13 protein-coding genes are annotated in these 18,126 nt (G+C 33.4%); 8 read left to right on the top strand and 5 right to left on the bottom strand.

Annotated features, from left to right (window positions below; all coding sequences use genetic code 11):
• Positions 1-6: 6 nt before the first annotated feature.
• The 7 genes from htpG to GYW75_RS00410 all read left to right on the top strand — a co-directional run bounded on the left by htpG (position 7) and on the right by GYW75_RS00410 (position 9,424).
• Positions 7-1,881, top strand: coding sequence for a molecular chaperone HtpG (htpG, locus tag GYW75_RS00440; RefSeq protein WP_065590702.1), 1,875 nt, complete (start codon positions 7-9; stop codon positions 1,879-1,881).
• A gap of 173 nt (positions 1,882-2,054) precedes the next feature.
• Positions 2,055-2,897 carry a BglG family transcription antiterminator LicT gene (licT, locus tag GYW75_RS00435; RefSeq protein ID WP_174798054.1) on the top strand — a complete coding sequence of 281 codons (843 nt, stop codon included), beginning with the start codon at positions 2,055-2,057 and terminating at the stop codon, positions 2,895-2,897.
• Between the two features lie 188 nt (positions 2,898-3,085).
• Positions 3,086-4,966: a beta-glucoside-specific PTS transporter subunit IIABC gene (locus GYW75_RS00430; RefSeq protein WP_065590703.1), complete on the top strand. Its 1,881-nt coding sequence runs from the start codon at positions 3,086-3,088 to the stop codon at positions 4,964-4,966.
• 3 nt (positions 4,967-4,969) lie between these two features.
• Positions 4,970-6,364 (top strand): glycoside hydrolase family 1 protein, encoded by a 1,395-nt coding sequence (locus tag GYW75_RS00425; protein ID WP_174798053.1) that lies wholly within the window; start codon positions 4,970-4,972, stop codon positions 6,362-6,364.
• Between the two features lie 268 nt (positions 6,365-6,632).
• A complete protein-coding gene (locus tag GYW75_RS00420) occupies positions 6,633-7,964 on the top strand; it encodes an OprD family outer membrane porin (RefSeq protein ID WP_174798052.1) in 1,332 nt (443 codons plus the stop codon).
• Between the two features lie 13 nt (positions 7,965-7,977).
• Entirely contained in the window at positions 7,978-8,742 is a 765-nt protein-coding gene (locus GYW75_RS00415; RefSeq protein WP_174798051.1) for a histidine phosphatase family protein, read from the top strand.
• A gap of 142 nt (positions 8,743-8,884) precedes the next feature.
• Positions 8,885-9,424, top strand: coding sequence for a methylated-DNA--[protein]-cysteine S-methyltransferase (locus tag GYW75_RS00410; RefSeq protein WP_174798050.1), 540 nt, complete (start codon positions 8,885-8,887; stop codon positions 9,422-9,424).
• Positions 9,425-9,627: 203 nt separating this feature from the next.
• On the opposite strand, the gene GYW75_RS00405 is transcribed toward GYW75_RS00410, so the two are convergent.
• Positions 9,628-11,196 carry a hypothetical protein gene (locus GYW75_RS00405; RefSeq protein ID WP_174798006.1) on the bottom strand — a complete coding sequence of 523 codons (1,569 nt, stop codon included), beginning with the start codon at positions 11,194-11,196 and terminating at the stop codon, positions 9,628-9,630.
• Positions 11,197-11,607: 411 nt separating this feature from the next.
• Between GYW75_RS00405 and GYW75_RS00400 the strand changes: the two genes are divergently transcribed.
• A complete protein-coding gene (locus GYW75_RS00400; protein WP_085164725.1) occupies positions 11,608-12,723 on the top strand; it encodes a hypothetical protein in 1,116 nt (371 codons plus the stop codon).
• A gap of 216 nt (positions 12,724-12,939) precedes the next feature.
• On the opposite strand, the gene GYW75_RS00395 is transcribed toward GYW75_RS00400, so the two are convergent.
• The 4 genes from GYW75_RS00395 to GYW75_RS00380 form a co-directional block, all read right to left on the bottom strand.
• Positions 12,940-14,535, bottom strand: a complete 1,596-nt coding sequence (locus GYW75_RS00395) for a hypothetical protein (protein ID WP_174798005.1) — start codon at positions 14,533-14,535, stop codon at positions 12,940-12,942.
• Between the two features lie 623 nt (positions 14,536-15,158).
• Positions 15,159-16,013: a hypothetical protein gene (locus GYW75_RS00390; RefSeq protein WP_174798049.1), complete on the bottom strand. Its 855-nt coding sequence runs from the start codon at positions 16,011-16,013 to the stop codon at positions 15,159-15,161.
• Between the two features lie 41 nt (positions 16,014-16,054).
• Complete coding sequence (locus GYW75_RS00385; RefSeq protein ID WP_065589158.1) at positions 16,055-16,969, bottom strand: lysine exporter LysO family protein; 915 nt, start codon at positions 16,967-16,969, stop codon at positions 16,055-16,057.
• Positions 16,970-17,050: 81 nt separating this feature from the next.
• The gene (locus GYW75_RS00380) at positions 17,051-17,995 is read right to left on the bottom strand and encodes a VirK/YbjX family protein (protein ID WP_174798048.1); all 945 of its coding nucleotides are present in this window, start codon (positions 17,993-17,995) and stop codon (positions 17,051-17,053) included.
• Positions 17,996-18,126 lie beyond the last annotated feature (131 nt).

Here is an 18,126-nt window from a genome sequence, read left to right as displayed (position 1 = left end):
TAGTCAATGAGTAAGCAAGGCACTGAAACTCGTGGATTTCAATCCGAAGTTAAACAAATTCTACATTTAATGATTCACTCTTTATACTCAAATAAAGAGATTTTTTTAAGGGAACTTATTTCAAACGCATCCGACGCAGCCGACAAACTTCGATTTAAAGCGTTAGAAAATCCAGATCTATATGCTGGCGATGGTGAACTTGGTGTGCGCATTTCAACTAATAAAGAAACAGGCACTTTGACTATTACCGATAATGGTATTGGTATGACTCGTGATGAAGTGATTGAAAACTTAGGTACCATTGCTAAATCAGGTACCAAAGCATTTTTAGAGTCCATTGGTAGCGATCAAGCCAAAGATAGCCAATTAATTGGTCAGTTTGGTGTAGGTTTTTATTCTGCTTTTATCGTTGCCGATAAAGTCACTGTTAGAACGCGCGCAGCCACCGCAAAAGCTGACGAAGCAGTTATGTGGGAGTCAACAGGGGAAGGTGAATATACTATATCTGATGATAATAAAGAAACCCGTGGTACAGAAATTACTTTACACTTAAAAGAAGATGAAAAAGAGTTTTTAGACGATTGGCGTTTACGCTCTATTATCAGCAAATATTCTGATCACATTTCACTTCCTGTTGAAGTACAAACTACTGATGAAGAAAGCAAAGAAGTCAAATGGGAAAAAGTTAACAAAGCACAAGCTCTTTGGACTCGTAGTAAATCAGAAGTGACTGACGAGGAATATAAAGAGTTTTATAAACATCTGTCACACGACTTTGCCGATCCATTAAGCTGGAGTCATAACCGTGTTGAAGGTAAACAAGAATATACTAGCTTACTTTATATTCCAGCAAAAGCGCCTTGGGATATGTGGAATCGTGATAATAAACACGGCTTAAAACTGTATGTACAACGTGTATTTATTATGGATGATGCTGAACAATTTATGCCTAACTATTTACGTTTTGTAAAAGGCTTAATTGATTCAAATGATTTGCCATTAAATGTATCGCGCGAAATTTTGCAAGATAACAAAATCACCCAAAACTTACGTAATGCATGTACTAAGCGTGTGTTACAAATGCTTGAAAAACTTGCTAAAGACGATAAAGAACAGTATCAACAGTTCTGGAGTGAGTTTGGTTTAGTATTAAAAGAAGGTACTGGTGAAGACTTTACAAACCGTGAAGCAATTGCAAAATTACTTCGTTTTGCGTCAACTCACACTGATAGCGATGCGCAAACTGTTTCGTTAGATGATTACATTAGCCGTATGCAAGAAGGTCAAGAAAAGATCTACTATATTACCGCTGATAGCTATGGTGCGGCAAAAAATAGTCCTCATCTTGAGCTATTCCGTAAAAAAGGTATTGAAGTATTATTATTGTCCGATCGTATTGATGAATGGATGATGAGTAACTTAACTGAATTTGATGGCAAACAGTTCCAGTCTATCAGTAAATCAGACGAATCAATCGAAAAATTAGCCGATCAAGATATTGAACAACAAAAGCAAGTTGAAAAAGAACTTGAACCATTTATTGAACGTGTTAAAACCGCATTAGGCGATAAAGTGAAAGAAGTAAAATTAACGCATCGCTTAACTGATACACCTGCGATTGTTACCACTGCTGCCGACGAAATGAGCACACAAATGGCTAAATTGTTTGCAGCAGCAGGTCAAAAAGCACCAGAAATCAAATACACGTTTGAAATCAATCCAGATCATAAGCTGGTTAAACGTATTGCCGATACACAAGATGAAAGCATATTTAACGATTGGGTAGAACTACTACTAGATCAGGCTTTACTTGCTGAAAAAGGTTCACTTAGCGATCCAAGTAAATTTATTCAAACCATGAATAAATTATTAACACAATAATAAAATAATAGACTAAGCGGCCTCGATACATTAACCCTATCGGGGCTTTTTTATAGTAAAAGAAAAGCAATATTTTTTTAAAATATGATATTTATCACATTTCTTTATATTTTTGCTTCCGATTTTTTTATGTCTATTCATAATAAATAGACATATATAATTAATCACACCCAATGAAAGTTTATAAAATATTAAACAACAATGTTATTGTTACACTTGATGCTAAAGGTAATGAATTAATTGTTACTGGTCGTGGAATTGGATTTAAAAAACGTGAAGGTGACTTAATTAATACAAATCTTATTGAAAAGCAGTTTTCACTCGATAATAAAGAAACATACCCTAAATTTGAAGAATTGCTTTCAAAGATTCCTTTTGAAGTGTTAGCCACATCTGAAATTATTATTAATCATGCAAAACAATGCATAGATGGCATATTACAAGACAGCATTTATATTTCGCTGACCGACCATATCCATTTTGCTATTGAGCGCCACCAGCAAGGATTTGATATTCCTAATGGATTTCTATGGGAAATCAAAAAGTTTTACCCTAAAGAGTTTCAAATCGGTTTGTATGCCTTATCAATAATAAAAGAACGATTATCTGTTGAATTACCTGAAGACGAAGCTGGTTTTATTACTTTTCATATTATCAATGCGCAATTAAATGACACAATGCCCAATATTGTTAATATGACTAAAATCATGCGCGAAATTCTTAATATTGTGAAATACCACTTTAACTTTGAATATGACGAAAATTGCCTATCTTATCAACGTTTTGTTACTCATTTAAAATTTTTTGCTCACCGTATTTTAAGCCACAGAAAGCAAACACAACAAGATAACTCTTTGTATGAATTAGTACGACAAAAATACGAACTAGCCTATATTTGTACTAAACAGATAGATTTACATTTAATACAACAATATCAACATCCACTTTCTGATGACGAAAGTCTCTATTTAACTATTCATATTGAACGATTACGAACTGAATTGAAAAATCAATAATGTGATATAACTCACATTTTAATCATTATATTTAAACAAATTATATCTATTATTCTTAAATCATGCTAATTTTATTAAATCATTTTTGGATTGTTATTGCATAGAAAAGCAGTTAGCTATGCGAGCAAAACCTAAATTCCTTAAATTAAAGGGATTTAGGTTTTTTTTTGCATTGAAAAGGATAAGGTATGAAAAATAAACAGTTTGCCGAATCAATTATTCAACATGTTGGAGGTAAGGACAATGTTATCAGCTTAGTGCATTGTGCTACTCGTTTAAGATTTGTATTAAAGGATGATAACAAAGCCGATGCAGAAACATTAAAAAAGTTAGCTGGTGTGATTACAGTTGTACAAAGTGGAGGACAATTTCAGGTTGTTATCGGTAATAATGTTGCTGATGTATATAGTGACATTATGCAACTGACAAATCTTAATGAAAATAATCAACCAACCTTGCAATCAGGCAAAAAATCGGGGATTTTCTCTAAATTGATTGATCTGGTTTCGGGCATTTTTATTCCAGCTCTTGCTGTACTTGTTGCTGGCGGGATTTTAAAAGGTCTAATCTCGTTGTTACAAGTAATCAATGTCATTATCCCTGAAACACCTACTTATAATTTCCTATTTGCCATTGCTGATGCACCTTTTTATTACCTACCTATTATTTTAGGATTTTCTGCTGTTAAAAAATTTGGCGGTAACCCCTATGTAGGCATGGCAATTGGCGGTGCATTAGTTCACCCTAATATTGTCGGTATGATGGGAGGCGCATTAGAATTACAAACCGAATTCTTTTCAATCCCAATTAGTCTAATCCCTTATGCATCATCGGTATTTCCAATTATTTTAGCAAGTTGGGTATATTCTATATTGGAACGAGCTTTTAATAAAATATTGCATGATTCGTTTAAAAAATTTATCTCGCCATTACTCAGCATATTAATTACCGTACCGTTAACTTTTGCGGTTATTGGCCCTGTTGTGTCAATGTTAAGTGACCTTATTGCCTCTGGAATTATCTTCATCTATCAATTAAATCCTGTAATTGCTTCAATGATTTTAGCAGCTGGCTGGCAAATCATGGTGATATTTGGGGTTCATTGGGGATTAGTACCATTTTCGATGAATAACTTGGCTCTTTATCATGAAGACTTTATGTTACCTATTTTATTACCGGCTGTTTTTGCACAAACAGGGGCAGCATTAGCGGTAATGTTACGTTCTAAAGATAAGCAATTTAAAGCATTAGCAAGCTCATCTGTATTATCAGGGATTTTTGGTGTGACAGAACCAGCAATCTATGGCGTGAATTTACCATTAAAAAAACCATTTGTTATTGGTTGCTTGTCTGCCGCAATTGGTGGGGCTATTGTTGGTTATCATCACACTGTCACTTATTCGTTTGGTATGGTTAGTATATTTTCATTTTTACAATTAATTCCAATTGAAGGGGTCGATGCAAGATTTTATGCGGTTGTTATTGCTACAATTATTTCCTTTGCAATTGCAACAATCGTTACTTACTTCTTTGGTATACCTAAAGATAAATCTCAAACGGATGAAATTGATAATTCATATTCTAACAATATGGAGACTGAAAATAAAACCACGATCTACAGTCCAATGTCAGGCAAGGTCAATTTATTAAGTGAGGTAAAAGATCCTACATTTGCCAGTGAATTAATGGGTAAAGGTATTGCAATCATTCCAACTGTTGGTCAAGCTGTTGCACCTGATAATGGTGAAGTTGTGTCATTATTTCGAACTAAACACGCAATTGGCTTTCAAACCGAATCTGGAGCTGAAATATTAATTCATATCGGTATTGATACCGTTAAATTAGATGGTCAACATTTTGAAGCTCACGTAGAAGCTGGTAGCAAAGTAAAAAAAGGTGATTTGCTAGTCAGTTTTGATATAGAGGCAATTAAGCAAGCTGGTTTTGAAGTTACCACACCAATTATCATTACTAATAGTGATAGTTATCAAGATATACAATGTATCTTTGAACAAGATAATATTCAAAGCGGAGAGGCTTTATTAGCGTTATCCCAAAATAAGGAGTAAAACATGTCAACAAAATTTCCTAATGATTTTCTTTGGGGCGGTGCCATTGCCGCTAATCAAGTTGAAGGGGCTTACCGTGAAGGAGGCAAAGGTTTATCTACATCAGATTGTACGCCAAATGGTTTATTTGGTGACATCATCAATCGCAATGAAACTGATATTGCTAGTATTAAAGACAAAGCTATCGATTTTTATCATCGCTATCCTGAAGATATTGCTCTATTTGCTGAAATGGGTTTCACTTGTCTACGCACATCAATTGCTTGGACACGCATATTTCCTAATGGCGATGAAGAACAACCAAATGAGGCTGGTTTAGCCTTTTATGACAAATTATTTGATGAAATGGCAAAACACAACATAAAACCACTAGTCACTTTATCACATTATGAAATGCCCTATTATCTTGTTACCCAATATGGTGGATGGGAAAATCGTAAAGTCATTGAATTTTTCACTCGTTACGCTAAAACTGTTTTTGAACGCTATAAAAATAAGGTTAAATATTGGCTTACCTTCAATGAAATCAACATGTCATTACATGAACCTTTCACTGGTGTTGGTTTGGACAGAAACAGCACCAAACAGCAAATCTACCAAGCAATTCATCATCAATTAGTTGCCAGTGGTCGAGCGGTTAAACTCTGTCATCAAATCATTCCAGATGCAAAAATTGGTAACATGTTATTAGGTGCTGTGGCTTACCCTCTTACGCCAAAACCTGAAGATGTTTGGGAAACTCATCAAGAAAATCATGGTTGGTTATTTTTTGGGGATGTTCAGGTGCGTGGTTATTATCCAACCTATATGGATCGCTTCTTTAAAGAAAATCATATTAAGCTTGATATTACTGAACAAGATAAACAAGATCTTAAAGAAACAGTCGATTTTATTTCATTTAGTTATTACATGAGTTGCTGTGCAACAGATGATGAGTCACAAAAAACCAAAGGTAATATTTTAGATATGGTACCTAACCCTTATCTTAAAGCATCCGAATGGGGATGGCAGATCGATCCAATTGGGATTCGTTATCTTCTTAATTTACTTTATGAGCGTTATCAAAAACCGTTATTTATTGTCGAAAATGGCTTAGGTGCTAAAGATAAATTAGAAGTAGACAATACAATCAATGATGATTATCGGATTAATTATATGAATGATCATTTAGTACAAATCCGAGAAGCCATCAACGATGGTGTTGAAGTCATGGGATACACCAGTTGGGGACCAATAGATCTTATCAGTGCATCTAAAGCCGAAGTCACTAAACGCTATGGATTTATTTATGTAGATCTAAATCAAGATGGCACTGGCACACTAAATCGTTATAAAAAGAAAAGCTTCTACTGGTATCAATCTGTGATTTCCTCAAAAGGTGAAAATTTGAAAGCATAAGATAATCTGGGAGGATTGACGCTACTCATCCCCCCTATTATTTTTTTATAAACATGTGACAAGGTAAATAGCTAATTGAATGGAGATATAAATTATTTAAATTAATCATATTACTATAAAAAACATATATACATAAAAATAAAACAAAACTTTAAATTATTGGATTGTTACTGCTTTTTGGCAGGCAAAACCTAAATATTAATTAGAGAATTATTCTCTGATTTGGTATTTAGGTTTTTTAATATAAAAACGATTAGGAAAAAGAACAATGAAAATAAAATATCTCACAATAATGCTATTAGGGATATCAAGTTATTCTATGCTAGCAAATGCAACAGCCCACAACAACTCAATTCTCGATGATACATTTTTTAAAGACACCAAATTTGTATTTTCTACTCGAAACTATTGGAAATATTTAAAAGAAAATGCATCCCAACCTAAAGAGGTACACAGCGCTTGGGGGCAAGCATTTAGCTTTGATTATAAATCAGGTTATTTATTTGACATGATTGGTTTTGATGTCACCTATGATAACATAATAAGATTAGGTGCTAGTGATTACTTTGCGACCCGTAACCTACTTTATAACGATGGTAAAGGCTATAACAAACATAACGCTCACGGATTTAATAAATTTACCCAACGTTATGCCAAAATAAAATTAGGTAATGATGCTATTAACTTTAATGGGAAAGCTGGTTGGCATAGCATGAAGGATTTAGGTATCATAAGTTCAACCCAACATCTTACCCGCAATAGTTATCTTGGTTATAGCGGAATTCTAAAATATGATAACGTTTATTTTTCATTGGCTTATATTGATAGCACCCTACCCCGCGAATCCGCTAAAAAATTACGTTTTTTAACGGCCGATCGTAAAAAAATCATTAATAATATTTCAACAGCTGAAATCGCTTATAAAGATAAAGATCTTACTTTAGATTATTCTTATGGTGTTGCTAAAGATTATTTAAGACGCCATGTCATTGAATTATCGTATAAACCAATACAAAAATTAATCTTAGGCGGACAATTCTACGGAAGTTATGCTCTTGACAATTATGATGCCATGAAACAAAACAAAAAAGAGTTTGAAGATCACGCATGGCACTATGCAACCGATGTCGAATGGAAAGAAGAAGACTGGAGTATTAAAGTCGGTTTAGCCTATACAGACGCTAACAAACATAACGCTATCGGATATTATAATCGACATTTAGGTAAAAATACTCGTGCTCGCTTTAACGGTCTTGCCGCTGCTGGCTCAGATTATTTACGTGATGGTGAACTGGTACTAACAACAGTAATGAGTTATGATTTTGTTAAAGATAATAGCACTGGTCTATATATGAATTATGGACAATTTAACTACAAACATAATACATTAAAAAATGGCGAAATTAACGTTTTTGATATATGGAAACCAACTAGTGGTGCTTTTAAAAATTTTTCTATTCTATCGAAGGTTGGATATGGTTGGTCTTATAAAACTGTCAGTGCTTCAGACCTTACACCTAAACTTAGACATGGAAAATACCAACGTTCACCTTCACTTTCGGCGGAAACAGTAATTGATTACCGATTTAATTTATTATAAAGAGGACAAAACAATGAAAAAATTTATTATATTAATTAGTACATTAATTATTTCAATAACAACCTTATCACAAGCTTTTGCTGATGATGTTTATCTCTATGTCACTCGCCATGGTAAAACTATGTTTAATAACGTACACCGTGCACAAGGATGGTCTGATACACCGCTAACAAAACCAGGTGTCGAGGTGGCTGAACAACTAGGACGAGGGTTGAAAGATGTCAAATTTATTTCAGTCTATTCAAGTGATTTAGGTAGAGCACGACAAACTGCTCGCATTGTTTTAGAAGCTAAAGGCGATAAAATTCAAATTAATGAAATGGAAGACTTACGTGAACAGTGTTTTGGCGATTATGAAGGAGATTTTGATCCGAACATGTGGACACCAGCTGCACAGCATTTAGGTTATGCATCAGATAAAGAGCTAATGGCGGATATGGCTCAAGGCAAGGTTACCCTAAAAACAATGATGGATGCAATCGCCGCAGTTGAGAAATCAGGCGAAGCCGAAGACTACAATAAAGTAAAAAATCGTATGCAAGCATCATTAAAAGCCATAGCTGAATCAGCCAAATCACAAGGTGGTGGCAACGTACTTGTAGTATCTCACGGTTTAGCAATTATGGCTATGGTTCAAGAGTGGCAAGATAAACCAATAACAGCTGGGTTAGGTAACGCAAGTGTTACTAAAATTCGTTACACCGACGATGGTAAATTTATTGTTGAAAGCCTTGGAGATATGAGCTACGTCGAAAAAGGCAAAAATCAAGCAAAATAACTTCAAAATATATGGCTCACCAATGAGCCATATTCCACATTTACTATTAGCTCATAATATTAATCGATAAATTTGTAGTATTTATCGCCATAAACAAGCATAATTTAATAGTGTATTTATTAAATGTTACTAAAAGGCCAATATGTTTTATTTATGCAATTATTCATCTCCAGTGGGACTAATAACCCTAGCCAGTCAACAAAATAAGCTCGTTGGGGCTTGGATTGAAGGTGAAAAATATTTTGGTCACACACTCAATACACGAACAGAAGAAAAATCTAATTTACCCATTTTTAACTCAACAAAAAAATGGCTTGACGATTATTTTTCAGGAAAAAGACCGAATCCATACCAATTAGAACTTGCGCCAAATGGCACGCCTTTTCGAATCTTAGTATGGGAAATTTTATGCAAAATTCCATATGGTCAGGTCATTACTTACGGCGATATCGCAAAACAGATCGCCATTAAAACAAACAAAGCAAACATGTCTAGCCAAGCCGTAGGCGGGGCTGTTGGTCATAATCCCATATCAATCATTATTCCTTGCCACCGAGTTATCGGCGCAAACGGTAATTTAACAGGTTATGCTGGTGGAATAGATAAAAAAATAAAGTTATTAGAAATAGAAGATGTTTATATCAAAGATTTTTTCATTCCAACTAAAGGAACTGCACTTTAAATTGTAGTTACATTGTTTTTAATTCTAAATTTTTAACTGATGGAATAACGATAAAGCACTACTACACCAGTTAAAAATTGAGTTAATGAATAATATATTCCATCAACTAAAAAATGTTTTAATTTTAGTATTATAAATACGGTTTTATTACACAAATAAAGCAATACACTCAACTTTATAAAGAAAAAAGTTACACAATAAAATTACCCCTTACATGCAACATAGTTATTCCAAGAGTCATTTCCCGTGCCTATATGCCCAGAATCAGAATATACATGATATTGTTTAGAAGAAGATTCTCGATCTCGTGTCCAATAAACACCGCCACGCCACTGAGAATCAGGATAAGATCTTTGATTGATAAATCCCCACTCACTAAATAATGAACCATCAATTGCTCGTGTAAAAATCCCTCCCCAGAAAATAGCAGGATCGATCTCTATAGTAGTAGTGGGAGCATTTGTTAACTCATTAACGCTTAGAAGCTTATTAATACCACCACATCGTTGCCATCCACTTGCTCTATCTCCTTTAAAATCGCCTTGAGGTTTTGCCCAAACTGAAATTGGTGTAAAACTATACTCATGCATAACAGATGCATCTCTTTTTAACACAGCCCTTATAGTGACAGTTCCTGATGGTTTACTTATTAATTTAACCATACCATTCTTATCAACAACAACCCCATCACCAGGGTTGTTAATTAATTGATAATCGTAATCCGTTTGTGCACCAGTCATCACTAACTGAAATTTAGCCCCAGGAAAGCCTGTTGTAGGAAATGTTTTTGAAGATACGACTGGTTTAATCCTAAAACCATAATTTGGTACATAATCTTGAGTATAACCTCCACCACCTTTTGATCGTGTTCGCCCATCTGGCGAATTCCAATACATTCGATAATTCAAATCTGGATTATCACCAGGCTTACCCCATTGATATTCAGGATAAATAATTATGCTATTTGGTTTGACATAACATAACTCTGATTTTGGTGCTATTTGGTAGGTCTTAGCTAGGGTAATTTGCTTACCTACATCAGGTATTCCGTATGCTGAATGGGCACTAACATTGGTTTTTATGATGAGCTTTAATGGCATTGAAAAGCCACTACCACAACCTATCATTTTTTTCTTATCATTACCTATTATTCTTACACCATTATTGTCATACCACCAATAATTAGTCGATTCAACTTTAAACGGCTCCTGTGGATCGGCACTATCACCATCCATATCGCTGTAATTTTCAACTTTATCTAAGTTTGTTGAAGTATAAATCGCCACTTTAAAATCATTCAACGTTAAATTACCATCAAATTCTTTCACTTCACTAGATTTTATAGTGCCACTCGCCTCACTGTAAAAAACACCGTTGACAGTAAAACCATGTTTATCTGCACTCGATAACGCCAGCACTTGCGGAGCATTCCCTGTAATAATCTGATTCGAAGTTGCTGTTAGTATTGCATTAGCTGAACCAACATGTATCCATTGTGATAATAAGATTAAACCCATTATTTGAGCAAGTTTCGGTTTTGAGTGAGCTGTAAGTGTTGTTATTTTGGCAACAAAGTGAGATTTGCAATGGAAGTGTTTAAAACAGAAAGATAACAGTAAAAATAAAACGTTTTGCCGTAATATTAAAGGTGAAATAAAACGATTAACAAAATGCCCGATGCCCGATGCCCGATGCCCGATGCCCGATGCCCGATGCCCGATGCCCGATGCCCGATGCCCGATGCCCGATGCCCGATGCCCGATTAAGTCCATATTTTATCATAATTTTATTATTCCTCACACTTATTTTCTTAAATTTATTGTTATAAAATAAATAGTTAATGTTGTTTTTAGTAATTTTAGCATAAAATAGTATATAACTATGCTACCCTATTTTAGAATAAAAACTTCATTTTTCACCTATTTTTTTGTAAAGTTTTGTTAAGCTAATTTTTATTTTTATCATTTCTTTATCATACAAATACCTAACATATAAAATATAGTAATCAAACTTCAAGTATAATACAGAATATAAATCATTCAGTATTATAAAAAATAATCGAATTTACTTAAGCTGAAATTTTCGCTAACATATTAAAGTTAAACTATCAATATCTTTTAATCCATATAAAATATGGTTGTAACATCATATTGAAAAAACTTCAAATAATTTAAATAATAACAATGAAAAATATACTACTTGCTTTACTTTTAATCCTTTCTTTTCCTGTATTTAGTACTATCTATAGAACTACCTATAGTGCTACCTATGCTTATAAAGGCTATATTGAGAATAAAGAAGTAACGTTATATTTGAGCCCCTATTTGAAAGCTTTTTGGGTTTATAAAGATGATCACAAACAGATACAACATGCTTTATCCTATGAATGTCACTTAATGAACTCATGCGATGAAGTTAGCCAACAAAACAGTTTAAAACTTTATGATGATAAAGATATTTATTTGGATGAAAATGATAATCATCCAAAAATTAAAGATTCAATTAGTTACTTTAACTTTAATCATAATGGGCAAACACAATTTAATCAAAAATTAGTTGGTTATTGGTTTGATGGCAAAAAAAATCAACAATATCCAATAAAATTGCAAAAAGAACTTGAAATAATTGATGAAGCAGATGCTGAATTTAATCGCCTTGAATTATTACAAACGAATTCATCAGATAAATTTTATTTTACTGCGGTATTATCAAAAAAGAAAAAAGAAAAAATTAAACTAGTTGGTGTGAATGTTTATGACAAAAGTAACCACCAATTAATGCAAAAAATACAAAATTTACATTATAGCTACAACCAATTTGACAGCATTTATCTAGAGGATATCAATTTTGACGGCAATCTTGATTTAGCCATTAAAAAATATGCCTCAAGTGCCAGAATAGGAGCAAATTATGACTACTATATCAATGACAAAGGTAAATTTGTAGCCACAAACTTGTGGGGTAGCGATATCGATTTTAATCCAAAAGATAAATCCGCCACAGGTAAAAAAAATTGTTATAATTATAATGAAAAACAGCAAAGAATCTTGACAACAATACAAAGTATTTATCATTATCAAAAATACAAATATATCAATATAAAAAATAGCTGTCAGTTTAAAAACATTGATACCCAAGAGCACAGAAAATGTAATGAAGAAGAATATAACGCTTGTTTGTTAAACCGAAATAATATTGATCGAGAAAACCCGCATGTAATTGGTGAAGATAATATATTGTATAAAAATATGGTATGGTACAAAGATAAATTCATTGATGGCGTTGTAGATGATGAATGATTATGATGTGGTTTTAGCTAGCAATAGTCTTATATAATCGTTATTTAGTATAATAACTCAGTCAAGTTATTTACAATATAAAAAACACTTTTTGCTAACTATTTCGCCAAGTTTTTACTGCATATTAACACTGCTATTTATTCATGCCATGAAGCACAACTATTTTCGATTTAATGTTTAATTTGATGCTGATCATTATCAGCATCAAATTATGAATTATCCTTTACAAATTGCATACCCTAAACCAGGATCTTCAGCTGCAAACCAACCAGTAAACCCATCATGACTATGTACAATGTATGTCCCATGATCATGGATATCTATAGTCCAATATCTGGTAATAAAATGATCTGGATTTAATTCTTGCCATTCTGAATCAGGGTAGGATGATTTGCTTGCCCAACCCCATTCACCCAAAATAGAGCCTCCTATGGCACGAGTGTAGCTGTTAGACAAAGTAAGTTTATCTTCACCTAATTCTGCCCCTTGACCTTCATATCGTGGTGAGTTTGTTAATTGGGCTCGACTCATCATATTTTGTAAACCACCACAACGCTGTTGTACAGCATTAAACGATCCTCTAAAATTTTTCGGCACCCCCCAAATAGAAGTTGGGTTAAAACGGTAATCATGAATGACAGAATTATCTCTTTTTAAAGTTGCCCTCACTGTAACAGTTCCTGAGGGTTTACTATTAAGTTTTACTACACCATTTTGATCAATTGCAACACCTCCTCCTGGGTTATTGATCACTTGATAATGATAATCATCTTGCGCTCCTGTCATCACTAATTGAAATTTAGCACCAGGAAACCCTGTTGTTGGGAATGTGTTTGATGAAACTATTGGCTGTGCTTTAAAACCATAATTAGGTACGTAATCTTGAGTATAACCACCACCAACTAGAGGGTGACGATTAGCATATTCAGGTCGATTAAAATAATATTCATCTGTTTTTAAATCAACTCCAATCCATTGGTATTCTGGATGAACTATAGTAGAATTCGGTTTAGCATAACAAATTTGCGATTTTGGTGCGATTTGATAAGTTTTAGCTAGGGTAATCTGCTCGCCTTTATCAGGTATTCCGTATGCTGAATGAGCACTAACATTGGTTTTTATGATGAGCTTTAATGGCATTGAAAAGCCACTGCCACAACCTATCATTTTTTTCTTATCATTACCTATTATTCTTACGCCATTATTGTCATACCACCAATAATTAGTCGATTCAACTTTAAACGGCTCCTGTGGATCGGCACTATCACCATCTATATCGCTGTAATTTTCAACTTTATCTAAGTTTGTTGAAGTATAAATCGCCACTTTAAAATCATTCAGCGTCAAATTACCATCAAATTCTTTCACTTCACTAGATTTTATAGTGCCACTCGCCTCACTGTAAAAAACATCGTTGACAGTAAAACCATGTTTATCTGCACTCGATAACGCCAGCACTTGCGGTGCATTTCCTGTAATAATCTGACTCGAAGTTGCTGTTAGTATTGCATTAGCTGAGCCAACGTGTATCCATTGTGATAATAAGATTAAACCCATTATTTGAGTAAGTTTCGGTTTTGAGTGAGCTGTGAGTGTCGTTATTTTGACAACAAAGTGAGATTTGCAATGGAAGTGTTTAAAACAAAAAGATAACAGTAAAAATAAAACGTTTTGCCGTAATATTAAAGGTGAAATAAAACGATTAACAAAATGCCCGATGCCCGATGCCCGATGCCCGATGCCCGATGCCCGATGCCCGATGCCCGATGCCCGATGCCCGATGCCCGATGCCCGATGCCCGATTAAGTCCATATTTTATCATAATTTTATTATTCCTCATACTTATTTTCTTAAATTTATTGTTATAAAATAAACAGTTAATGTTGTTTTTAGTAATTTTAACATAAAATAGTATATAACTATGCTACTCTATTTTAGAATAAAAACTTTATTTTTCATCTACTTTTTTGTAAAGTTTTGTTAAGCGTATAAAAACTCATAACTGTAGGAATTACTCACGTTGTTTATAGTAATTTGAGAAAATACTGTAATCAATAGACATAAAAACAAAATTAACACCTTATCAACAACAAGCAATATTGCGCATATATCATAGAAAATAATCATCACTGATTTGACTAGATATTTTATAGTTAGCCATCAAACCATATATAATACTAAATGATCTCGATCTCTTGAGTCTAAATAGCATGACTACCATTGTATATAAAACATGAAACAAACAGCATAATTTTTTGTGAATTGAGTACTCAATATGAGCATTTACCTAATTTAGATTATATTTTTGTAAAAAATATTCAGGATTCTATACCGTTTGGTAATTAAGACTTCTTCAAACATGTGCGCACACCATTATATGAATTAAAATTTCACTAAACCTGCAGTCAGATTTAGTTCATCAAATTTATAAATTATCATTCATCCATAATATTTACCCAACTTGGTATAATAGGTGTTCGACAGTAATAATTAGCTGAAGGCTGTATATCTTTATTTCTAATTTTTTGAAATTCTGACGTTTGAGGATCATTAAATAGCTCAGGATCCCGACGACGATTCATTTTGAAAAACAAGAATTCTTCATACCAACTGTTGTGTAACCATGGTTTTGGATAACCTAAAGTGGCATAAATGCGGTTACAAATAAAAGTTAACCTCCCACCAAAAACGAAGAAAAAAAAGAACACAAAAGCAACAAAGCCAATACAGTTTGTTTTGGTAATTTCTATCACTTCTAAAGAATCCCACTCATGATTGAATAATACGCTAATGAAAATAAAACCATCGGTACATAATATTATCGATCCAACACAAATCATACAATACTTCAGCAATTGCAACGTCGAAAGACCAACTCCTTTAGGGAAAAATAAAGCATGGTATTTAGGAAAGCGGACGGCATAAGCTTGATATTTGTTCTTATCAATTTGTTTGACAACCATTTCGACGTAATCACCATTTTTAAAAGCGACATTTTCTAACTTACCTTTGACTTTGACATTACCGATATAACAAACAAATGGTGTGCCTTTCAATAGCTTGGTTTGTAGTAACCCAAAAGTAAATAAACTAAGCATGAATTCATAAACAAACTTACATATAGCTGCAGTTATTAGAATAAATCCACCGATCATCTCGATAATAAATAGCCCCAAAATTGACTCAATAAAACCACAGTCTTCTGTTTTTTTATTGTGATCCTTTTCTTGATCTACTTTCAATATTTTTAAACGTCTTACTTTACCTTTTAATAAACTATACTTTCCCATTACCTTTTTACTCCGTTTAAGTAGGCTTTGCTTTTTTTAAGCTAAAACCCAAACCCTCCATAGTTAAATAACGTAATAAATATCGGCATTATAAGTGTCAATAAAAAACCTTGCGCAATAGCCGCAGGCACTATGGCTATCCCACCACCTTTTTGCAGCATGGGGAGTGTAAAATCCATTGATGTTGCACCACACAGACCTAATGTGGTTAATTGGTAGCGTTTAATTAGTGTTGGGATTAAGATAATTGCGCATAATTCACGCAGAATATCATTTAAAAACGTAGCACTACCAATAACTGGACCATGGGCTTCTGTCATTAAAATACCCGATAACGAATACCAACCAAAACCCGATGACATAGCAAGACCAACTCGTGCGGGCAAATCTAAAACAAATGACGCAACAATGCCCCCCAAAAATGCACTTATCGTAACTACTAGCGTTGTAATTATGCCTATTTTATTGAGCAGAATGTGCTTAATTGAAATATTATTACTGCGCAATTGAATACCGACTAAAAACAATAAAAAAACCAATACAACTTGCGTGGTACTTTCTGAATATTGCCAAATAAATAATGGAAATAATCCGCAAATAAACCCAACAATTAATGCAATACAAACACGCAATGACTCAAAAATCATTTTAAAACGTGATTCGTAAGTTTGATCTGTTTTATATGCCTTGGTAGAAAGAAAATAATCAAAAATAATTAAAACAACAAAATTACCCCCAAATGTACAAATAAAAAGAACACCGGTATAACATAAAATCATTTGTAAATTTGTAGTTAAGTTATCTAAATGTGCAAGTTCAGATCCCATAATGAATAAAATAAGGTAAACCATCCAACTCAATGTTTGGTTAATCTTGGTCATCAAATTATCATTTTTAATCTTAATTAAATAACCAATAAACAATGGCACTAACGCAATAAGAATACCAAAATACATATTTTATTCCTTAACTATTCCTGATTTTTATTTTTAAATAATTGGATCAAACCTATGTTTTAAACATGTTACTGCTAATCATTAAGTCAATGATGCTAATTTTTGCTCAATATTAAGTTGAAGCTGATCCAATAAAGCATAACGATTTCGATATTCTGAACGTTTTTTACTGGCGATTTCTTCAATGGATTTTCGATTAATTTGGTTTGGTAATATAAATAAACCATTGGCATCTTGTTTGCTATCAAGAGTTAACCAAAAATCGTCATAATCAGATAAAATGCGCTCTTGGCGGCTATTATAGCGCCAATTGTTATATATATGTGTTTTATTGCCCACAGCAACAATTTGAGTTAACTGATAATAACGAGCAACAGTTAATACAGCTTCAACTACAACACGTTTAGGGAATAACCCATAGCAGGCTTTAGTCGCTTTTTGTACACGAGTACGCGCATCATTATGTCCTGTGCCTTGTAATCCTGCAATAAATAGCGTTGGCTTACCTTGATATTCTACGATTGAAAATGTTAAAGTGGCTAAGTCGATGCCATCACTATCATAAAAATAAAGGCTGATTTCGCCTTCTCTTGCAAATTTATTACGGGCTTGCACTGCTATTTGAATGTTTTGTTCATTTTTAACTGTTACATCCGCCAATACAAAAGGCAATTGCGGATTATAAAAGGCCTTGCTTACGCTTTCAGGTTGTTTAGCTAAAAAATCATAGTGATACGCCAAAGCGTCATAACGGGCTTTTTGACTCAAGCAAGAAGCTAAATAAGGACGCTGTAATTTGCATGGCAAATTTGTTTGGCACGAAAAATAATCGCCGAGTAATGGGTACTGCCTTAGTTTATCAAGCCATTTTAAGGTGATTGGACTTAAAAACAAGGTTCTAAAAAAAAACTTATAACGATAAGTCGGATTAAGCCATAATTCGTTTAATGGTAATTTACCAGTATAAAGCCAGTTAAAAAGTTGCCATTTACTTTTTGGCTGAGACATATTCGTAATATTATTCATAAGTAGAACTTTAAATTGAGTTAGTTATTTTATCTATTATAGGAACACTAAATTAATCAATACATATTTGATTATTAATAAGCCTTAAAAAAATCAAATGTTAAGAGTACAACACAACCTTAATCGGTGCA

It is taken from the genome of Gilliamella sp. ESL0232, from assembly GCF_013346885.1.
In the GTDB taxonomy this organism is placed as follows: Bacteria; Pseudomonadota; Gammaproteobacteria; order Enterobacterales; family Orbaceae; genus Gilliamella; species Gilliamella bombi.
This window is presented reverse-complemented; position numbering and strand designations above follow the sequence as displayed.